This window comes from Streptomyces sp. PTY087I2 (assembly GCF_001687325.1).
GTDB lineage: Bacteria > Actinomycetota > Actinomycetes > Streptomycetales > Streptomycetaceae > Streptomyces.
Genome location: NZ_LZRD01000009.1, coordinates 54,813 through 71,592 on the forward strand (window position 1 = coordinate 54,813; position 16,780 = coordinate 71,592).

A 16,780-nucleotide genomic window follows, 5' to 3' on the forward strand; every position below is an offset into this window, starting at 1 on the left:
GGCAGAACGGGGAGACGACCGCTCACAGCCGGCACAACGGGAAGGCGCCCCCTCACAGCGGCGCCTCCCACACCACCGTCGTACCGCCGCCGCCCTCCCCGATGCCCGGCTCGATCCGGCTGGACCCGCCCAGGGACTCGGCCCGGCGGGCCAGGTTGCGCAGCCCGCTGCGCCGACCGCCCTCCGGGATGCCCACCCCGTCGTCGGCGACCGAGAGCCGGACCGCGGCCCGCCCGTCCGGCAGCGTCACCGTCGCGTCGACGACCACATCGATCAGCGACGCCTCCGCGTGCCGGAACGCGTTGGAGAGCGCCTCGCGCAACGCGGCGACCAGGTTCTTGCCGGTCAGCTCGCCGACGAGCGAGTCCACCGGGCCCAGGAAGCGGTGCGAGGGCTTGAAACCGAGCGGGACGGCCGCCATGTTGATCTCCCGCAGGACACGGGTCCGCAGCCCCGAGGGGGCCTCGGCCGGCTCCTGCTGGAGCGCGAAGATCGCCGTCCGGATCTCCTGGATCGTCACGTCCAGTTCGTCGACCGCCCGGCCGACGCCGGTCCGCACCTCGGGCACCACCGATCTGCGCTGGGCGCTCTCCAGCATCATCCCCGTGGCGAACAGCCGCTGGATGACCAGGTCGTGGAGGTCGCGGGCGATCCGGTCGCGGTCCTCGTACACCGCGAGCCGCTCCCGGTCCCGCTGCGCCTCGGCCATCATCAGCGCGAGCGCCGCCTGGGAGGCGAACTGTGTGGCGAGCGTCCGCTCGGCCTCCGTGAACGGGCGCGCGCCCCGGGAGCGGGGGGTGGCCAGCGCACCGAGCACCCGGCCGCCGCTCTGGAGCGGCAGCAGCATGCTGGGGCCGAACCGGTCGGCCAGCCGGGTCACCATCCGGGCGTCGGAGGCCGAGTCCTCGATGAACACCGCCTCGCCCGCGAGGAGTCTCGCCACCACCGCGCTCCGGGCCGGGATGATCACCCCGAGCGAGGACGAGGGGTCCTCGGACGACACGGCGACGATCTCCAGACCGCCCCCCTCGGCGGGCAGCAGCACGATCCCGGCGGCGGCGTCGGCGAGCCGGCGGGCCTGTTCGGCGACCACGGACAGGGCCTCGTCGGCGTCCCCGCCCGACAGGAGGGCCGTCGTGACCGCGACCGAACCGTCGATCCAGTGCTCCCGCTGCCGCGCCGCCTCGTACAGCCGGGCGTTGCCGATGGCGATGCCGGCCTCCGTGGCGAGCACCCGGACCATGTGGAGGTCGTAGTCGCTGAACTCCGCGCCGCCGTGCTTCTCGGTGAGGTAGAGGTTGCCGAAGATCTCCCCCTGGACCCGGATGGGCACCCCGAGGAAGGACCGCATCCGAGGGTGTCCCGGCGGGAACCCGGCGGACCGCGGGTCGGCGGACAGATCGGCCAGCCGGACCGGGGCGGGGTCGTGGATCAGCGCGCCGAGCAGCCCCCGGTGCCCGTCGGGCCGTCGCCCGATCTCCTCGGCCACGTCCTGCGGAACGCCGTAGGTGACGAAGTCCGAAAGACCCTCGCCCAGCTCGTCGACGACGCCGATGGCCGCGTACCGGGCGTGGGCCAGTTCGGCGGCCGTCTCGCAGATCCGGTCCAGGGTGGAGTGCAGTTCCAGCCCCGCGCCGACGGACCGCATCGCCTCCAGGAGCTGCGGCACCCGCGCGGTCAGCTCGGTGGACAGCCCCTGGAGGCTGCGGGTGGCCCGGGTGGCGGCGTCCAGGGAGTCCTTCGGGTCGGGCTCTGCCATGGCCCGAGCCTAATTAGTGCCGATACAGGGCGAAAGTCGGGAATGTATGTGCTGACCGCCCGACGTCGAGCCTGTGTCCCCCACCGCTCTACACCCCCGCCCCCGCCGTCTCGCGTTCGCGCTCCAGCATGCGACGCAGCGGCCCGTCCTGGGCGGCCAGTTCGGCGTACGGTCCGCGCTGCACGACCCGGCCCGCGTCCAGCACCAGCACCTCGTCGACCGCCTCCAGGCCGGTCAGCCGGTGGGTGATGAGGACGGTCGCACAGCCCCGGGTCGCAGCCAGCAGGTCGGCCGTGAGGGCGTCGGCGGTCGGCAGGTCGAGGTGTTCGGCGGGCTCGTCCAGGACGAGTACGGGGAAGTCGGCGAGCAGCGCGCGGGCCAGGGCGAGGCGCTGGCGCTGGCCTCCGGAGAGCCGGGCGCCGTGCTCGCCGACGGCCGTGTCGAGGCCTTCCGGCAGGGCCCGCACCCAGTCCAGGAGCCGGGCCCGGGCGAGCGCGTCGCCCAGTTCGGCGTCGGTCGCCCCGGGCCGGGCCAGGCGCAGGTTCTCGCGGATCGTGCTGTCGAAGACGTGGGCGTCCTGGGCGCACAGCCCGACCGAGCGCCGGACCGTGTCCGAGTCCAGGGCGGACGCCTCGACGCCGCCGAGCCGGTACGTCCCCGACGAGACGTCCAGGAAGCGCAGGAGGACCTGGGCCAGCGTCGTCTTGCCCGAGCCGGAGGGGCCCACGACCGCGATGCGCCGCCCGCGCGTGAGCGTCAGGTCCAGCGAGGCCAGCGCGTCCTGCCCGGCCCCCGGGTAGCGGGCGCTCAGCCCCCGTACCTCCAGCGGGAAGGGCGAGCCGGGCTCCTCGGCCGGAGTCCGCGGCTCCTGTACGGGGACGGGGGCGTCCAGCACCTCGAACACCCGCTCCGCGCTCCGGGCGACCCGCCGGCGGTACTGCACGGCGAGCGGCAGCCCGGCGACGGCCTCGAAGGCGGCGAGCGGGGTCAGCACCACCACGGCGAGCGCGACCCCGGACAGCCGTCCGTCGTTGACGGCGGGGACGCCGACGGCCGCGGCGGCCACCACGGTGAGCCCGCAGACCAGGGCGGAGAGACCGCCGCCCAGCGCCGTCGCGGCGGCCGCCCGGGAGGCGATCCGGGTCAGGAGGGTGTCGGCCGCGCGCAACTGCTCCTGCCGGGCGGGCAGGGCGCCCGCGACGGTCAGTTCGGCGGTGCCGCCGAGCAGATCGGTGACCCGGGTCGCCAGGGTGGCGCGGGCGGGAGCGAGCTGACGCTCCGTACGGCGGGCACAGGCGCCGCTGACGAGCGGGACGCCGACCCCGGCGAGCAGCAGACCGGCCGCGAGGATCACGCCCGCTTCCGGCAGCAGCCGGCCCGTGAACCCGGCGGCGGCGGTCCCCACCACGACGGCGGTGGAGGCGGGCAGCAGCCAGCGCAGCCAGTAGTCCTGGAGCGCGTCCACATCGGCGACGAGGCGGGACAGCAGGTCGCCGCGCCGGGTGGTGCGCAGACCGGCGGGAGCGATGCGTTCGAGGCCCCGGTAGACGGCGACGCGCAGGCTCGCCAGGAGCTTCAGTACGGCGTCGTGCGAGACGAGCCGCTCGGCGTAGCGGAAGACGGCCCGCCCGATGCCGAAGGCGCGGGTCGCGGTGACCGCCATCATCAAGTACATGACCGGCGGCTCTTCGGAGGCGCGGGAGATCAGCCAGCCGGAGACCGCCATGAGCCCCACGGCCGACCCGACGGCCAGGCTGCCCAGCAGCAGGGCCAGGGTCAGTTGTCCGCGCTGCGCCCCGGCCGACGCGCGGACCCGGGCGAGCACCCGGCCCGGGCGGGTCCCGGCCGGCGCGGGGGAGTCGGGGGACTCCGCGGACCGGGCGGTCGGCAGTTCGCCGCCGGCGAGAGGCTCCGGTACGGCGGGCCCCGGGGCCGCGAGGCCTGCGACGGGCTTCCCGTACGTCTCCGTACGGGCATCGGTGCGCGGCTCCAGCGCCACCACACGATCGGCGACCGCCAGCAGCGCCGGGCGGTGGACGACCAGCAGCACGGTCCGCCCGGCGGCCAGCCTCCGTACGGCGTCGACGATGCCCTCCTCGCTCTCACCGTCCAGGCTCGCGGTCGGCTCGTCCAGCAGCAGGAGCGGCCGGTCGGCGAGGAACGCCCGGGCGAGGGCAAGGCGCTGACGCTGGCCCGCGGAGAGCCCGGCGCCGTCCTCGCCGAGCGCGGTCAGCATCCCGTCCGGCAGCGCGGCGACGAAGTCGTACGCGCCCGCGTCCCGCAGCGCCGCGACGACCGCCTCGTCGTCGGCGTCGGGCCGGGCGAGGCGGACGTTCTCGGCGATCGTGCCCGCGAAGAGATGGGGGCGCTGGGGGACCCAGGCGATACGGCTCCGCCAGCGTTCCGGGTCCAGCTCCGCGAGGTCCCTCTCCCCGACCCGTACGTGCCCCTCGTCGGGCCGGGCGAAGCCCAGGATCACGTTCAGCAGGGTGGACTTGCCGACGCCGCTCGGGCCGACCAGGGCGACGGTCTCCCCCGGCTCCACGGTGAGCGACGCGGCGTCCAACGACGGTGCGGCGCGGCCCTCGTGGCGTACGGTCACGTCCGCCAGCTCCAGGCGCAGCGTGTCCGGGACGTCCTCGGTGCCCGAAGCCCGGGGTTCGGTCTCCAGGACCGCGAAGATCTCCTCGGCGGCCGAGAGCCCCTCGGCCGCAGCGTGGTACTGCGCCCCGACCTGGCGGATCGGCAGATACGCCTCCGGGGCCAGGATCAGGACCACCAGGCCGGTGTAGAGGTCGAGTTCACCGTGGACAAGCCGCATGCCGATGGTGACGGCGACCAGCGCCACCGACAGGGTCGCCAGCAGCTCCAGGGCGAACGAGGAGAGGAAGGCGATCCGCAGGGTGCGCAGGGTGGCCCGGCGGTAGTCGGAGGTGATCGTGCGGATCGAGGCGGCCTGGGCCTTGGCCCGCCCGAAGACCTTCAGGGTCGGCAGCCCGGCGACGACGTCCAGGAAGTGCCCGGAGAGCCGGGACAGCAGCTGCCACTGACGGTCCATCCGCGACTGGGTGGCCCAGCCGATCAGGATCATGAACAGCGGGATGAGCGGCAGCGTGACGACGATGATCGCCGCCGAGACCCAGTCCTCCGTGACGATCCGGGCCAGCACCGCCACCGGCACGACCACCGCGAGGCCGAGCTGCGGGAGATAGCGGGCGAAGTAGTCGTCGAGCGCGTCGATCCCCCGGGTCGCCAGCGCGACCAGCGAACCGGTGCGCTGTCCGCTCAGCCAAGTGGGGCCCAGCCGCGTGGCCCGCTCCAGGAGCCGGCCACGCAGTTCGGACTTGACGGCCGCGCTGGCGCGATGGGCGGCCAGCTCGGTGAGCCAGGCGACCAGGGCCCGGCCCAGCGCGACCGCCGCGAGCAGCAGGAGAGGGGTCCGCAGCTCGGTGACCGTGAGCCCGTCCTCGAAACCGCCCACCACGATCTCGGCGATGAGCATCGCCTGAGCGATCACCAACAGGGCGCCGACCAGGCCGAGCGCCACCACGGCCGCCAGGAAGAGGCGGGTGGCCCGTGCGTGGTGGAGCAGACGCGGATCGATCGGTTTCACGTGAAACATCCCCCCGGCGGGGTCGGTGAGCTCTGCGGGATCGGGAGCCGCTGCGGGCCTCACGGGGCCCGCAGCGGCTCACCGGAATCAGTGCGCGTCGGCGATGTGCTGGGTGCCGATGCGCTTGCGGAAGACCCAGTAGGTCCAGCTCTGGTAGAGCAGCACGACGGGCGTGGCGATGCCCGCGCACCAGGTCATGATCTTGAGCGTGTACGGGCTGGACGAGGCGTTGGTGACGGTGAGGTTCCAGGCGTCGTTCAGCGAGGACGGCATGACGTTCGGGAAGAGCGTCAGGAAGAGCATCGCGACCGCCGCCGCGATCGTCACGCCCGAGAACGCGAACGACCAGCCCTCCCGTCCCTTGGCGACGGCTCCGATCGCAGCCAGCAGCGACACCACCGCCACGATCAGGGCCCCTAGGCTCCAGCCGTCCCCGTTGTCGGCCTGGGTCCAGAGCAGGAAGCCCAGCGCGAGGAGCGCGGTGACGGGTCCCAGCTTCAGTGCCAGGGCGCGGGCCCTCACCCGGATGTCGCCCGCCGTCTTGAGACCGGCGAACACCGCTCCGTGGAAGGTGAAGAGGGTGAGCGTGACGAGGCCGCCGAGGATCGCGTACGGGTTGAGGAGATCCCAGAAGTTACCGACGTACTCCATGTCGGCGTCGATCTTCACGCCCCGGACGATGTTCCCGAACGCCACCCCCCACAGCACGGCGGGGATCAGCGAGGTCCAGAAGATCGCGGTCTCCCAGTTCGTCTGCCACCGCTCCTCGGGCCGCTTGGCGCGGTACTCGAAGGCGACGCCCCGCACGATCAGGCAGAACAGGATGATCAGCAGCGGCAGATAGAAGCCGGAGAAGAGGGTGGCGTACCACTCGGGGAAGGCGGCGAAGGTCGCGCCGCCCGCGGTGAGCAGCCAGACCTCGTTGCCGTCCCAGACGGGCCCGATCGTGTTGATCAGGACCCGCTTCTCCTTGCGGTCGCGGGCCAGCAGTTTGGTGAGGACCCCGATGCCGAAGTCGAAACCCTCCAGGAAGAAGTAGCCGGTCCAGAGGACGGCGATGAGCACGAACCAGACGTCGTGGAGTTCCATCTCTCAGCTCCTGTGCTCAGTACGAGAAGGCCATCGGCCGGTCGGCGTCTTCGTCGTCGTGGCCGCCGATCTTCGTGGGCGGGTTGAGGTCGTCCTCGGTCAGCTCCGGCGGCCCGGCCTTGATGTACTTCACGAGCAGCTTCACCTCGATCACGGCGAGCACCGCGTACAGCAGGGTGAAGACGATCATCGAGGTGAGCACCTCGCCCTGCGAGACACCGGGGGAGACCCCGGCACGCGTCTCCAGCACTCCGTAGACCACCCAGGGCTGGCGGCCCATCTCGGTGAAGATCCAGCCCCAGGAGTTGGCGATCAGCGGGAAGAGCAGCGTCCAGAGCGCGACGAGCCAGTAGAGCTTGGTGAGCCTCGGGCTCAGTGCCTTGTTCCGGAACAGGACCAGATGCGGCACCTCGTCCTCACCGGTCCGCAGCGCCGGTGGCAGCAGGAACTTCTTCCGGGTCAGCCAGAGCCCCAGGAGGCCGAGGCCGAAGGAGGCCATCCCGAAGCCGATCATCCACCGGAAGCTCCAGAACGCGACCGGGATGTTGGGCCGGTAGTCGCCGGGACCGTACTTCTCCTGGGAGTCCTTGTTGATGTCGTTGATGCCCGGGACATAGGAGTTCGGGTCGTTGTTGGCGAGGAAGGACAGTATCCCGGGAAGCGAGATCTCCACGGAGTTGTGGCCCTTGCTGACGTCCCCGTACGCGAAGATCGAGAAGGGCGCCCGTTCCTGACCGTCCCACAGGGCCTCGGCGGCGGCCATCTTCATCGGCTGCTGCCGGAACATGACCTTCGCGAGGCTGTCGCCGCTCACGGCGGTGAGCAGTCCGGCGACCACGACGGTGATCAGCCCCAGGCGCAGCGAGGTCCGCATCACCGGGATGTGCTTCTTGCGCGCCAGGTGGAACGCGGCGATGCCGACCATGAAGGCCCCGCCGACCAGGAACGCCGCCGTGATGGTGTGGAAGAACTGGGTGACGGCGGTGTCCTGGGTGAGCACCCGCCAGAAGTCGGTGAGCTCGGCGCGGCCGCGCTCCTCGTTGATCCGGTAGCCGACCGGGTGCTGCATCCAGGAGTTGGCGGCCAGGATGAAGTAGGCGGAGAGGATCGTGCCGATCGAGACCATCCACATGCAGGCCAGGTGGATCTTCTTCGGGAGCTTGTCCCAGCCGAAGATCCACAGACCGATGAAGGTGGACTCGAAGAAGAAGGCGATCAGCGCCTCGAAGGCGAGCGGAGCGCCGAAGATGTCGCCGACGAAGCGCGAGTAGTCGGACCAGTTCATCCCGAACTGGAACTCCTGGACGATGCCCGTGACGACGCCCATGGCGATGTTGATCAGGAACAGCTTGCCCCAGAACTTGGTCGCCCTGAGGTACTTCTCCTTCTCCGTCCGCACCCAGGCGGTCTGCAAGCCGGCGGTGAGCGCGGCGAGCGAGATCGTCAGGGGGACGAAGAGGAAGTGGTAGACGGTGGTGATGCCGAACTGCCATCGCGCCAGGGTCTCCGGCGCCAGAGCTAGGTCCACGTCGTCAGTCTCCTTACATCGCCGTGGTCACACCGGCACTATGCCCCTTTGATTCCCCCGATTACGGGAGGAAGCGGGGCACGCTTGTGAACGCGTTCACATTCACAAGCAATTATGGCGCACACACTTTCGGACCCTTCGCCGGGGGTACCCCTTTTCGGGCTCCGCCCCGTGCTGTCGGGCTCTCGGCTCCTTGCTGCCGACCTCGGCGCACACAAAGGGCCCCGGACCTCGTCGATCGAGGTCCGGGGCCCACCCGGTCGTAACGGCGGCGCGCCGAGAAGCCCTACAGCTCCGCGCGGAACGCCTCCGCCGCCTTGAGGAACAGGTCGTTGCCCTCGGTCTCGCCGATCGTGATCCGTACGCCCTCGCCCGCGAACGGGCGGACGACCACACCGGCCCGCTCACAGGCCTTCGCGAAGTCGACGGTCCGCTCGCCGAGCCGCAGCCAGACGAAGTTCGCCTGCGACTCCGGCACCGTCCAGCCCTGGCGCGCCAGCTCCGCGCTCACCCGGGCGCGCTCGGCGACCAGCGAACCGACCCGGCCCAGCAGCTCGTCCTCCGCGCGGAGCGAGGCCACCGCCGCGTCCTGGGCCAGCTGGCTCACACCGAAGGGGACGGCGGTCTTCCGCAGCGCCGCGGCCACCGGCTCGTGCGCCACGGCGAACCCGACCCGCAGCCCGGCCAGGCCGTACGCCTTGGAGAAGGTCCGCAGCACGGCCACATTGGGCCGGTCACGGTAGATCTCGATGCCGTCGGGCACATCGGCGTCGCGGATGAACTCCTTGTACGCCTCGTCCAGCACCACCAGCACATCGCTCGGCACCCGGTCGAGGAACCGTTCCAGCTCGGCCCGGCGCACCACCGTGCCGGTGGGGTTGTTGGGGTTGCAGACGAAGATCAGCCGGGTCCGGTCGGTGATCGCCGCCGCCATCGCGTCGAGGTCGTGCACATCGCCCTCGGTCAGCGGCACCCGGACCGAGGTCGCGCCGCTGACCTGGGTGATGATCGGGTACGCCTCGAAGGACCGCCAGGCGTAGATGACCTCGTCACCGGGGCCCGACGTGGCCTGGAGCAGCTGCTGGGCCACCCCCACCGAGCCCGTTCCGGTGGCGAGGTGCGACAGAGGCACACCGAAACGCTCGGCCAGCTCGTTCACCAGGCCGGTGCACGCCAGGTCCGGGTAGCGGTTGAAGTTCCCCGCGGCCGTGAGCGCCGACTCCAGGACGCCCGGCAGCGGCGGATAGGGATTCTCGTTGGAGGACAGCTTGTACGCGACCGGTCCGCCGGCCGCCGCCGGCTTGCCCGGCACATAGGCGGGAACGCCGTCCAGCTCGGCGCGCAGCTTGGGGCTCGTCTCGCTCACCGCAGGTCCTCCTCGACCGTCCGTTCACAGCAATACTGCACACCTTATGAGGATTGGCCCTCGCTGCGAATGGCCTGAGCGGGAAATCGACCGCAGTGCCCGGGAATGGGACCCCGCCCGGGGCGGTCCGGGGGCTCCGCCCGGGGGAGCGTTTCCGGTTCCGGCGCGCGCCGGTGGCTCGCGCCGTGGCGCGCGTCCCCCGAAGTGGTGAGTTGAGACCTCTTCGAGACATCGCACATTCAGCAGGCTGCCACCCTTCGATACCTGATAGATGCATGCAATAACGTTCAACTGCCTTGCATTGAAAGGAATCTGATGGGCCGTGACCTTGCAGAAACGTGCCTGTCAACGTGTGCATATGCGACCGGACCGACCACCCCTCGGAGCCCTACTATCGGCTCGCCATGACAGCAGCAGGGAAGCACCAGGTGAGCCGGACGGAGACCCCCCGGCGCAGCGGCCGGCCGGGACGGGCGGGGATCCGTGACGTGGCCGCCGCGGCCGGAGTCTCGATCACGACCGTCTCCGACGCGCTCAACGGCAAGGGCAGGCTCCCGGACGCCACCCGCCGCCATGTCCGTGAGGTCGCCGAGCGCCTGGGCTACCGCCCGTCCGCCGCGGCCCGAACTCTCCGTACGGGCAAGTCGGGACTGATCGGCCTGACCGTGACCACGTACGGGAATGAACCTTTCACCTTCACCGAATTCGCCTACTTCGCGGAGATGGCGAGAGCCGCGACCTCCGCGGCGCTGGCCCGCGGCTACGCCCTCGTCATCCTCCCCGCCACCTCCCGGCACGACGTCTGGTCGAACGTCGCGCTCGACGGCACCGTCGTCATCGACCCCTCCGACCAGGACCCGGTCGTCACCGAACTCGTCCGCCAGGGACTGCCCGTCGTCTCCGACGGCCGCCCGGCCGGGACGCTCCCCGTCACCGCCTGGGTCGACAACGACCACCGGGCCGCCGTGCTCGACCTCCTCGACCATCTCGCCGCCGCCGGGGCCCGCCGCATCGGCCTGCTGACCGGCAACACCACCGACACGTACACCCGGCTGTCCACCACCGCCTACCTCCACTGGTGCGAGCGGGTCGGCCAGGACCCCGTCTACGAGTCCTACCCGGCCCACGACCCCTGCGCGGGGGCCGTCGCCGCCGACCGGCTGCTCGCCCGCCCGGACCGCCCCGACGCGGTATACGGGCTCTTCGACCCCAACGGGACCGACCTCCTCGCGGCGGCCCGCCGCTACGGGCTGCGCGTCCCCGAGGACCTGCTGCTGGTCTGTTGCAGCGAGTCCACCGTGTACGCGGCCACCGAGCCGCCCATCACCACGCTCTCGCTGAAGCCCCGCCGGATCGGCACGGCCGTCGTCCAGCTCCTCATCGACGCCATCGAAGGGGTCGAGCACGACGGGCCGGTCGAGCAGGTCATACCGACGGAGCTCATCGTCCGGACCTCCTCGCAACGCCGCCCACCGCGCACCACGGTCAGCGCGCCGCGCTCCCCCAGCGGGGATTGATCGTCTCTTTTCGGACCAATCGGCCGGTGAACCGTGCGTGCGCCCGGATTCACCACCCCTGGTGCGTCACACAGATCGATCCGCATTCCTATGATGGGCGCACGACACCGCGGACCACCTCTACCAGGCAGGGCCCGTCAGGTGTACGGCGGCGCGACGGTGGTGGAGGGGTCGATGACTCAGGGGGCCGGTCAGGAACCCGTGGTGCGGACGGCGACGTTGCGTGACTTCCGGGTTCCGCCGTACGCGCAGACACCCGTGCCACCGCAGGCTCAGGGGGCGCCCCCTTCCGCGGTGCCGCCACGTGCGCCGGATCCGCAGCCTCCGGCACCGGGCGCGCCCGTGCCACCGCCCGCCGCGTCCGTCCCGCCGCACACCCCCGCACCGCCCCGCCCGCCGCATCCCGGAAACGCCGTCGTGGGCGACGAGCAGCCGGAGGGCTACACCCCGACCGAGCGGGACCTCCCGGTCATCCGCCGCGGCGACACGGTCCAGGTGCGGACGGTCGCCGAGCCGCGCCCCGCGGCCGACGACGGCCGCGGCCCGCTCTTCGTCGTCGGCGACGTCCACGGCTATCTGGACGAGCTGCTGGCCGCCCTCGGCGAACAGGGCCTCATCGACGCCGACGGGAACTGGGCCGCGGGCAACGCCCGGCTCTGGTTCCTCGGCGACTTCACCGACCGCGGCCCCGACGGCATCGGTGTCATCGACCTCGTCATGCGGCTCTCCGCCGAGGCGGCGGCGGCCGGCGGCTACTGCAAGGCCCTGATGGGCAACCACGAACTGCTGCTGATCGGCGCCAAGCGCTTCGCCGACACCCCCGTCAACTCCGGAGCGGGCACCGCCACCTTCCAGGCGGCCTGGCTGCTCAACGGCGGCCAGAAGACCGACATGGAGCGCCTCCAGGACGTCCACCTCCAGTGGATGTCCCGGCTCGACGCGGTCGTCGAGGAGGACGGGCATCTGCTGATGCACTCCGACACGACGGCCTACCTCGACTACGGGTCCACCATCGAGGACGTCAACGACACGATCACGGCCATTCTCACGCGTAACGACGCCGACGAGTGCTGGGACCTCTTCCGCAAGCTCACCAAGCGGTTCGCCTTCCGGGACGAGGGCGGCTCCGAGGCGGTGCGCGAGCTGCTGACGACGTACGGCGGACAGCGCGTCGTCCATGGTCACAGCCCCATTCCGTATCTCCTCGGCGAGGTCGGAACGGAGGAGGGCGAGGACAGCTCGGGACCCGTGATCAACGGCCCGCACGTGTACGCGGACAACCTCGCCATCGCCATGGACGGCGGCGTGACCATGGCCGGAAAGCTGCTGGTGGTCCAACTCCCGCTGCATGACTGACCGTCGGCGGGGAAGGCGCTTCAGGTTCAGCCCGCGCCGACCTCGCCGATCGCCGGGCCCGTCACCGGGCCCAATTCTGGAAACACCCTGTCACCCCTTGCCGTGAGCGCTCTACCATCGGCCTATCAGTGGCAGGCTCTCCTCCGTTTCCGCCCGATCGCCCGGTCCACCGCGGGCAGCCGGGCACCGACGGAGCATCGGGGGATGCAGATGACAAGCGCTCCGCACCTGCTGGCCGAGGACGGACCCGAGTACGAGCGGATCCTGGGCGACGCACTGCGCCACGCTCATGAACGCCCGGACCTGGAAGGCGTCGGGGACCGGCTCAACACCGAACAGCTGCGCACCATGGCGCAAGGCGCCACGGCGCTGATCACCGCGGCCGCGGCCGCCGAGTACGAGCACTACGTCAAGGCCCGCGGCGAACTGCGCCGGACGCCGGCCGGCGAAGGCGCCGACGGGCTCCCGGGCCTGGACGGACCGCAGAGCACATCGTCCGGATCGGGCGCCGGCATAGGCGCGGTCGTCACGGTCCTGACCCCCCTGCTGGCCGGCACCGCGGCGCTCATCTTCCTGCTCGTCGGCTATCTGCTGAAGGCGGTCAGCCCGTCGCTGACGTTCGGCCGCTCCATGGTCACGGCCGGATGGTTCTTCGCCTGCGTCGCCGCCGCCGCGATCCTGGTCGCCGCCGTCGGACTGCTCGTCACCGCGCTGCGCAACGGCGCGACCTCCCTGGCCGCCGAGGAGGAGGAACAGGAGCTTCCGGAGGAGGTCGCACGGGCCAGGGAGGCGTGGCGCCACGCCCTGCTCGAGCGCGGCATCCTCCCGTTCTTCCGGGACGCCCTGGCCGACCCCACCGCGGGGCCCGCCGCGCGGACCCCGCACCGTTCGCCCAACCGCATCCCGAAGATCGGCTACAGCAGGCCGGACTTCTCGGGGCCGGACGACGGCCCGGCGGCCGGCCCCCGGCCGACCTTCACCAGCCCCGACTTCACGAGCCCGGACTTCGGCGGCCCGGAACACCAGCCGGACTGAGACCGGCGCGGGCCCGGACACACCGCGGGCCGGGGCGGCAAGTGCCGCGCCCGGCCCGGGGACGCTCCGGACGGACCGGAGCGGTGGATCAGATGCCCTGCGGGGCCAGCTTCGGGTTGACGCCGTGCTCGTTCGTCTCCGGCTTACCCTCCGAGGCGAGGAAGACGATCAGGATGATGGCGCCGACCAGGGGGACCAGCGCGATCAGCAGCCACCAGCCCGAACGGCCGGTGTCGTGCAGACGGCGCACGCCGACCGCGAGCGACGGGATGAGGATCGCGAGGGTGTAGATGTAGGACAGGAAGCTCGCGTCGATCGCGCCACCGATGATCGAAAGCACCAGGCTGATGCCGAAGCTGATGAGCGTGAACATCCAGTACTCCTTGCGGCGCGCGCGTCCGCTGAAGCCTGCGTAGTTCTTGAGTACGGCCAGGTACCAGTTCATTGTGATTCCCCTCCCCGGGCCCCGTTCCGGGGCCGCTAACTTTCAGCCAAGCAAGCCGGAAAGTAAGCCACAGATAAGGAACGGGTCAAGTCTGGTTGACCCATTGCCTCAACGTACATACAGCTGCCACACGACCGTGTCCATACTGTCGCTTAACAAACCCAGCAACCATGCCAAATAACCGCGAACCACCTGTAGTTACTCGTAAGGCATGGAACGCCCGAAGTCTTCCAGCCCCGGATCAGGCCCTCGGACGGCCGGCCGCGAGCAGGGCCTCGCCCGTCGCGTAGAGCTCGATCAGCAGCGGCCGGAGCGCCCGGCCGGCTCCGGTCAGGGTGTAGCTCGTCCGCACGGGAAACCCACGTCGGCGCTCCACCGACACCAGGCCTCGCCCGCAGAGCTCCCTGAGCCGCTGGCTGAGCACCTTCGCCGACAGCTCCGGCAGCCGCTCCCTCAGCTCGGAGAACCCGAGCGGACCGCCCATGAGCTCGCGCAGCACCAGGGTGGTCCAGCGCCCCGAGACCGCGGCGAGGGCCACCTCGACGGGACAGTCCGGCTCCGGACGTGCCGTACGGCCACGGGCGGTCGGCGTCAGTTCCCGGTCGTCGGCCGCGTGGGTTTCCGTTGGGTGACTCTCGTCGACGGGCTGTTCACTGACGGCATGACGCATTCCACCAGTGTGCATCCGACCACCGTCGCCACCCAGCACCCGTACGTCCTGGAGCGGGCGTTCAACACCTTCGACGCCGAGGCCGTCGACCGGCTGTACGAGCCCGACGCACTGTTCGTACCCCGGCCCGGCCACCCCACCACCGGCCCCGGCCGCATACCGGCCCACCGGGATTTCCTCGCGCTGCGCGTCCCGATCCGGGTGACACCGCGCCACACCTACGTCTCCGGCGACCTGGCACTCCTGATCGTCGACTGGGTCGTGGCGGGCAGGGCGGCACACGGCGAACAGGTCCGGATCGCGGGCACGGCGACCGACATCGCCCGCCGGGGATCCGACGGGTTCTGGCGGTACGTCGTCGACAACCCGTTCGGGACGGCGGACGGCCCGGAGCGGACCGGCCGCCCGACCCCGACGGAGGTGGGCCCGACGGACTCGGCCGCCGGGCCCACCTGAGCTGCCGGGACGGGTCAGTCCGCGATCGGCAGGTAGACCCGGTTTCCCGCGGCCGCGAACTCCTTCGACTTCTCGGCCATGCCCTCCTCGATCTCCTCCTGCGAACCGCCGTGCTGACGGCGGATGTCCTGGGAGATCTTCATCGAGCAGAACTTCGGCCCGCACATCGAGCAGAAGTGCGCCGTCTTCGCCGGCTCGGCGGGCAGCGTCTCGTCGTGGAACTCGCGTGCCGTGTCCGGGTCGAGGGCCAGGTTGAACTGGTCCTCCCAGCGGAACTCGAACCGCGCGTCGGAGAGCGCGTCGTCCCATTCCTGCGCGCCCGGGTGCCCCTTGGCCAGGTCGGCCGCGTGGGCGGCGATCTTGTAGGTGATCACGCCCGTCTTCACGTCGTCCCGGTTCGGCAGCCCCAGGTGCTCCTTGGGCGTGACGTAACAGAGCATCGCCGTGCCCCACCAGGCGATCATCGCGGCGCCGATGCCCGAGGTGATGTGGTCGTAGGCGGGCGCGACATCCGTGGTCAGCGGGCCGAGCGTGTAGAACGGCGCCTCCTCGCAGATCTCCTGCTGGAGGTCGATGTTCTCCTTGATCTTGTGCATCGGGACATGCCCGGGGCCCTCGATCATGGTCTGTACGCCGAACCGCTTGGCGATCGTGTTCAGCTCGCCCAGCGTGCGCAGCTCGGCGAACTGCGCCTCGTCGTTGGCGTCCGCGATCGAGCCGGGGCGCAGCCCGTCACCGAGCGAGTACGTGACGTCGTACGTCGCGAGGATCTCGCAGAGCTCCTCGAAGTGCTCGTAGAGGAACGACTCCTTGTGGTGCGCGAGGCACCAGGCCGCCATGATCGAGCCGCCGCGCGAGACGATCCCGGTCTTGCGGCGGGCCGTCAGCGGGACGTACGGCAGGCGCACTCCGGCGTGGACCGTCATGTAGTCCACGCCCTGTTCGGCCTGTTCGATGACGGTGTCCTTGTAGATCTCCCAGGTCAGCTCCTCCGCTCGGCCGTCCACCTTCTCCAACGCCTGGTAGAGCGGCACCGTTCCGATCGGTACGGGGGAGTTGCGCAGCACCCATTCGCGGGTGGTGTGGATGTTGCGGCCGGTGGACAGGTCCATGACCGTGTCGGCGCCCCACTGGGTCGCCCAGGTCATCTTGTCCACCTCCTCCTCGATGGAGGAGGTGACGGCCGAGTTGCCGATGTTGGCGTTGACCTTCACCAGGAACCGCTTGCCGATGATCATCGGCTCGATCTCGGGGTGGTTGACGTTGGCCGGCAGCACCGCCCGGCCCGCCGCGATCTCCTCCCGTACGACCTCGGCCTCGACGTTCTCCCGGATCGCCACGTACTCCATCTCCGGGGTGATCTCCCCCCGTCGGGCGTACGCGAGCTGGGTGACGGGACGCCCGTCGCGGCTGCGGCGCGGCTGGCGCGGGCGGCCGGGGAAGACGGCGTCGAGGTTGCGCAGTCCGCCGCGCGGCGAGGTGTGCTTGACCCCGTCGTCCTCGGGGCGGACCGGACGGCCCGCGTACTCCTCGGTGTCGCCGCGGGCGATGATCCAGTTCTCCCGCAGGGGCGCGAGGCCGCGGCGGACATCGGTGTCGATGGCGGGATCGGTGTACGGCCCCGACGTGTCGTACAGCGTCACGTCCTTGCCGTTGGTGAGGTGCACCTGTCGGACCGGCACCCGGAGGTCCGGGCGCGAGCCCTGGACGTACCCCTTGTGCCAGCCGATGGACTTCCCGGCCTCGTCGCCCTCGTTCCCGGCGTTCTGTTTCGAGGCAGGCGTGCGTGCGTCCGATGTGGTCATGAGACCTACTCCCTACGCCGGCATTACCCGGTAACAGGTTCGGCGGTCGGCGCAGCCTTGTCCCGTACGGATGTACGGCGATCAGCGCCCTCTCAGCCCGGTGCTCCGAGCTCCCGCGTGTGCAAAGGTGCCTCCACGCTA

General features: G+C 71.1%; 12 protein-coding genes and 1 riboswitch. Of the genes, 4 read left to right on the forward strand and 8 right to left on the reverse strand.

Annotated features, from left to right (window positions below):
* Positions 1-52 precede the first annotated feature (52 nt).
* The 5 genes from A3Q37_RS11575 to hisC all read right to left on the reverse strand — a co-directional run bounded on the left by A3Q37_RS11575 (position 53) and on the right by hisC (position 9,355).
* The gene (locus A3Q37_RS11575) at positions 53-1,759 is read right to left on the reverse strand and encodes a GAF domain-containing sensor histidine kinase (protein ID WP_065481998.1); all 1,707 of its coding nucleotides are present in this window, start codon (positions 1,757-1,759) and stop codon (positions 53-55) included.
* A gap of 88 nt (positions 1,760-1,847) precedes the next feature.
* Positions 1,848-5,372: a thiol reductant ABC exporter subunit CydD gene (cydD, locus tag A3Q37_RS11580; protein WP_065482001.1), complete on the reverse strand. Its 3,525-nt coding sequence runs from the start codon at positions 5,370-5,372 to the stop codon at positions 1,848-1,850.
* An 87-nt stretch (positions 5,373-5,459) separates the two neighbouring features.
* Positions 5,460-6,461 carry a cytochrome d ubiquinol oxidase subunit II gene (cydB, locus tag A3Q37_RS11585; RefSeq protein ID WP_065482009.1) on the reverse strand — a complete coding sequence of 334 codons (1,002 nt, stop codon included), beginning with the start codon at positions 6,459-6,461 and terminating at the stop codon, positions 5,460-5,462.
* Positions 6,462-6,477: 16 nt separating this feature from the next.
* Positions 6,478-7,989: a cytochrome ubiquinol oxidase subunit I gene (locus A3Q37_RS11590; protein WP_065482014.1), complete on the reverse strand. Its 1,512-nt coding sequence runs from the start codon at positions 7,987-7,989 to the stop codon at positions 6,478-6,480.
* A gap of 286 nt (positions 7,990-8,275) precedes the next feature.
* Positions 8,276-9,355 (reverse strand): histidinol-phosphate transaminase, encoded by a 1,080-nt coding sequence (hisC, locus tag A3Q37_RS11595; RefSeq protein ID WP_065482017.1) that lies wholly within the window; start codon positions 9,353-9,355, stop codon positions 8,276-8,278.
* Between the two features lie 404 nt (positions 9,356-9,759).
* Between hisC and A3Q37_RS11600 the strand changes: the two genes are divergently transcribed.
* From A3Q37_RS11600 to A3Q37_RS11610, 3 genes are all read left to right on the forward strand, one after another.
* Positions 9,760-10,872 carry a LacI family DNA-binding transcriptional regulator gene (locus A3Q37_RS11600; RefSeq protein ID WP_006126041.1) on the forward strand — a complete coding sequence of 371 codons (1,113 nt, stop codon included), beginning with the start codon at positions 9,760-9,762 and terminating at the stop codon, positions 10,870-10,872.
* A 174-nt stretch (positions 10,873-11,046) separates the two neighbouring features.
* Positions 11,047-12,228, forward strand: coding sequence for a metallophosphoesterase (locus tag A3Q37_RS11605; RefSeq protein ID WP_304364739.1), 1,182 nt, complete (start codon positions 11,047-11,049; stop codon positions 12,226-12,228).
* 204 nt (positions 12,229-12,432) lie between these two features.
* Positions 12,433-13,263: a hypothetical protein gene (locus A3Q37_RS11610; protein ID WP_065482027.1), complete on the forward strand. Its 831-nt coding sequence runs from the start codon at positions 12,433-12,435 to the stop codon at positions 13,261-13,263.
* A gap of 88 nt (positions 13,264-13,351) precedes the next feature.
* Here the strand turns inward: A3Q37_RS11610 and A3Q37_RS11615 are convergent, their stop codons facing one another.
* Together A3Q37_RS11615 and A3Q37_RS11620 are read right to left on the reverse strand one after the other, a co-directional pair.
* On the reverse strand, positions 13,352-13,708 hold the full coding sequence (locus tag A3Q37_RS11615; protein WP_065482032.1) for a DUF805 domain-containing protein: 357 nt from the start codon (positions 13,706-13,708) through the stop codon (positions 13,352-13,354).
* 241 nt (positions 13,709-13,949) lie between these two features.
* Positions 13,950-14,378, reverse strand: a complete 429-nt coding sequence (locus A3Q37_RS11620; protein ID WP_255311784.1) for a helix-turn-helix domain-containing protein — start codon at positions 14,376-14,378, stop codon at positions 13,950-13,952.
* Between A3Q37_RS11620 and A3Q37_RS11625 the strand changes: the two genes are divergently transcribed.
* Positions 14,370-14,834 carry a DUF4440 domain-containing protein gene (locus A3Q37_RS11625; protein ID WP_065482550.1) on the forward strand — a complete coding sequence of 155 codons (465 nt, stop codon included), beginning with the start codon at positions 14,370-14,372 and terminating at the stop codon, positions 14,832-14,834. The genes A3Q37_RS11620 and A3Q37_RS11625 overlap by 9 nt on opposite strands.
* A gap of 14 nt (positions 14,835-14,848) precedes the next feature.
* Here A3Q37_RS11625 and thiC read toward each other — a convergent pair whose 3' ends face one another.
* A complete protein-coding gene (thiC, locus tag A3Q37_RS11630; protein ID WP_065482036.1) occupies positions 14,849-16,639 on the reverse strand; it encodes a phosphomethylpyrimidine synthase ThiC in 1,791 nt (596 codons plus the stop codon).
* A riboswitch (TPP riboswitch) is annotated at positions 16,632-16,766 on the reverse strand. Its footprint overlaps the gene before it by 8 nt.
* Positions 16,767-16,780 lie beyond the last annotated feature (14 nt).

Coding starts and splice junctions, on each gene's coding strand:
- A3Q37_RS11575 (WP_065481998.1), bottom strand. CDS start 1,759: ATGGCAGAGCCCGACCCGAAGGACTCCCTGGACGCCGCCACCCGGGCC.
- cydB (WP_065482009.1), bottom strand. CDS start 6,461: ATGGAACTCCACGACGTCTGGTTCGTGCTCATCGCCGTCCTCTGGACC.
- thiC (WP_065482036.1), bottom strand. CDS start 16,639: ATGACCACATCGGACGCACGCACGCCTGCCTCGAAACAGAACGCCGGG.
- A3Q37_RS11625 (WP_065482550.1), top strand. CDS start 14,370: ATGACGCATTCCACCAGTGTGCATCCGACCACCGTCGCCACCCAGCAC.
- A3Q37_RS11600 (WP_006126041.1), top strand. CDS start 9,760: ATGACAGCAGCAGGGAAGCACCAGGTGAGCCGGACGGAGACCCCCCGG.
- A3Q37_RS11615 (WP_065482032.1), bottom strand. CDS start 13,708: ATGAACTGGTACCTGGCCGTACTCAAGAACTACGCAGGCTTCAGCGGA.
- A3Q37_RS11620 (WP_255311784.1), bottom strand. CDS start 14,378: ATGCGTCATGCCGTCAGTGAACAGCCCGTCGACGAGAGTCACCCAACG.
- A3Q37_RS11610 (WP_065482027.1), top strand. CDS start 12,433: ATGCAGATGACAAGCGCTCCGCACCTGCTGGCCGAGGACGGACCCGAG.
- A3Q37_RS11605 (WP_304364739.1), top strand. CDS start 11,047: ATGACTCAGGGGGCCGGTCAGGAACCCGTGGTGCGGACGGCGACGTTG.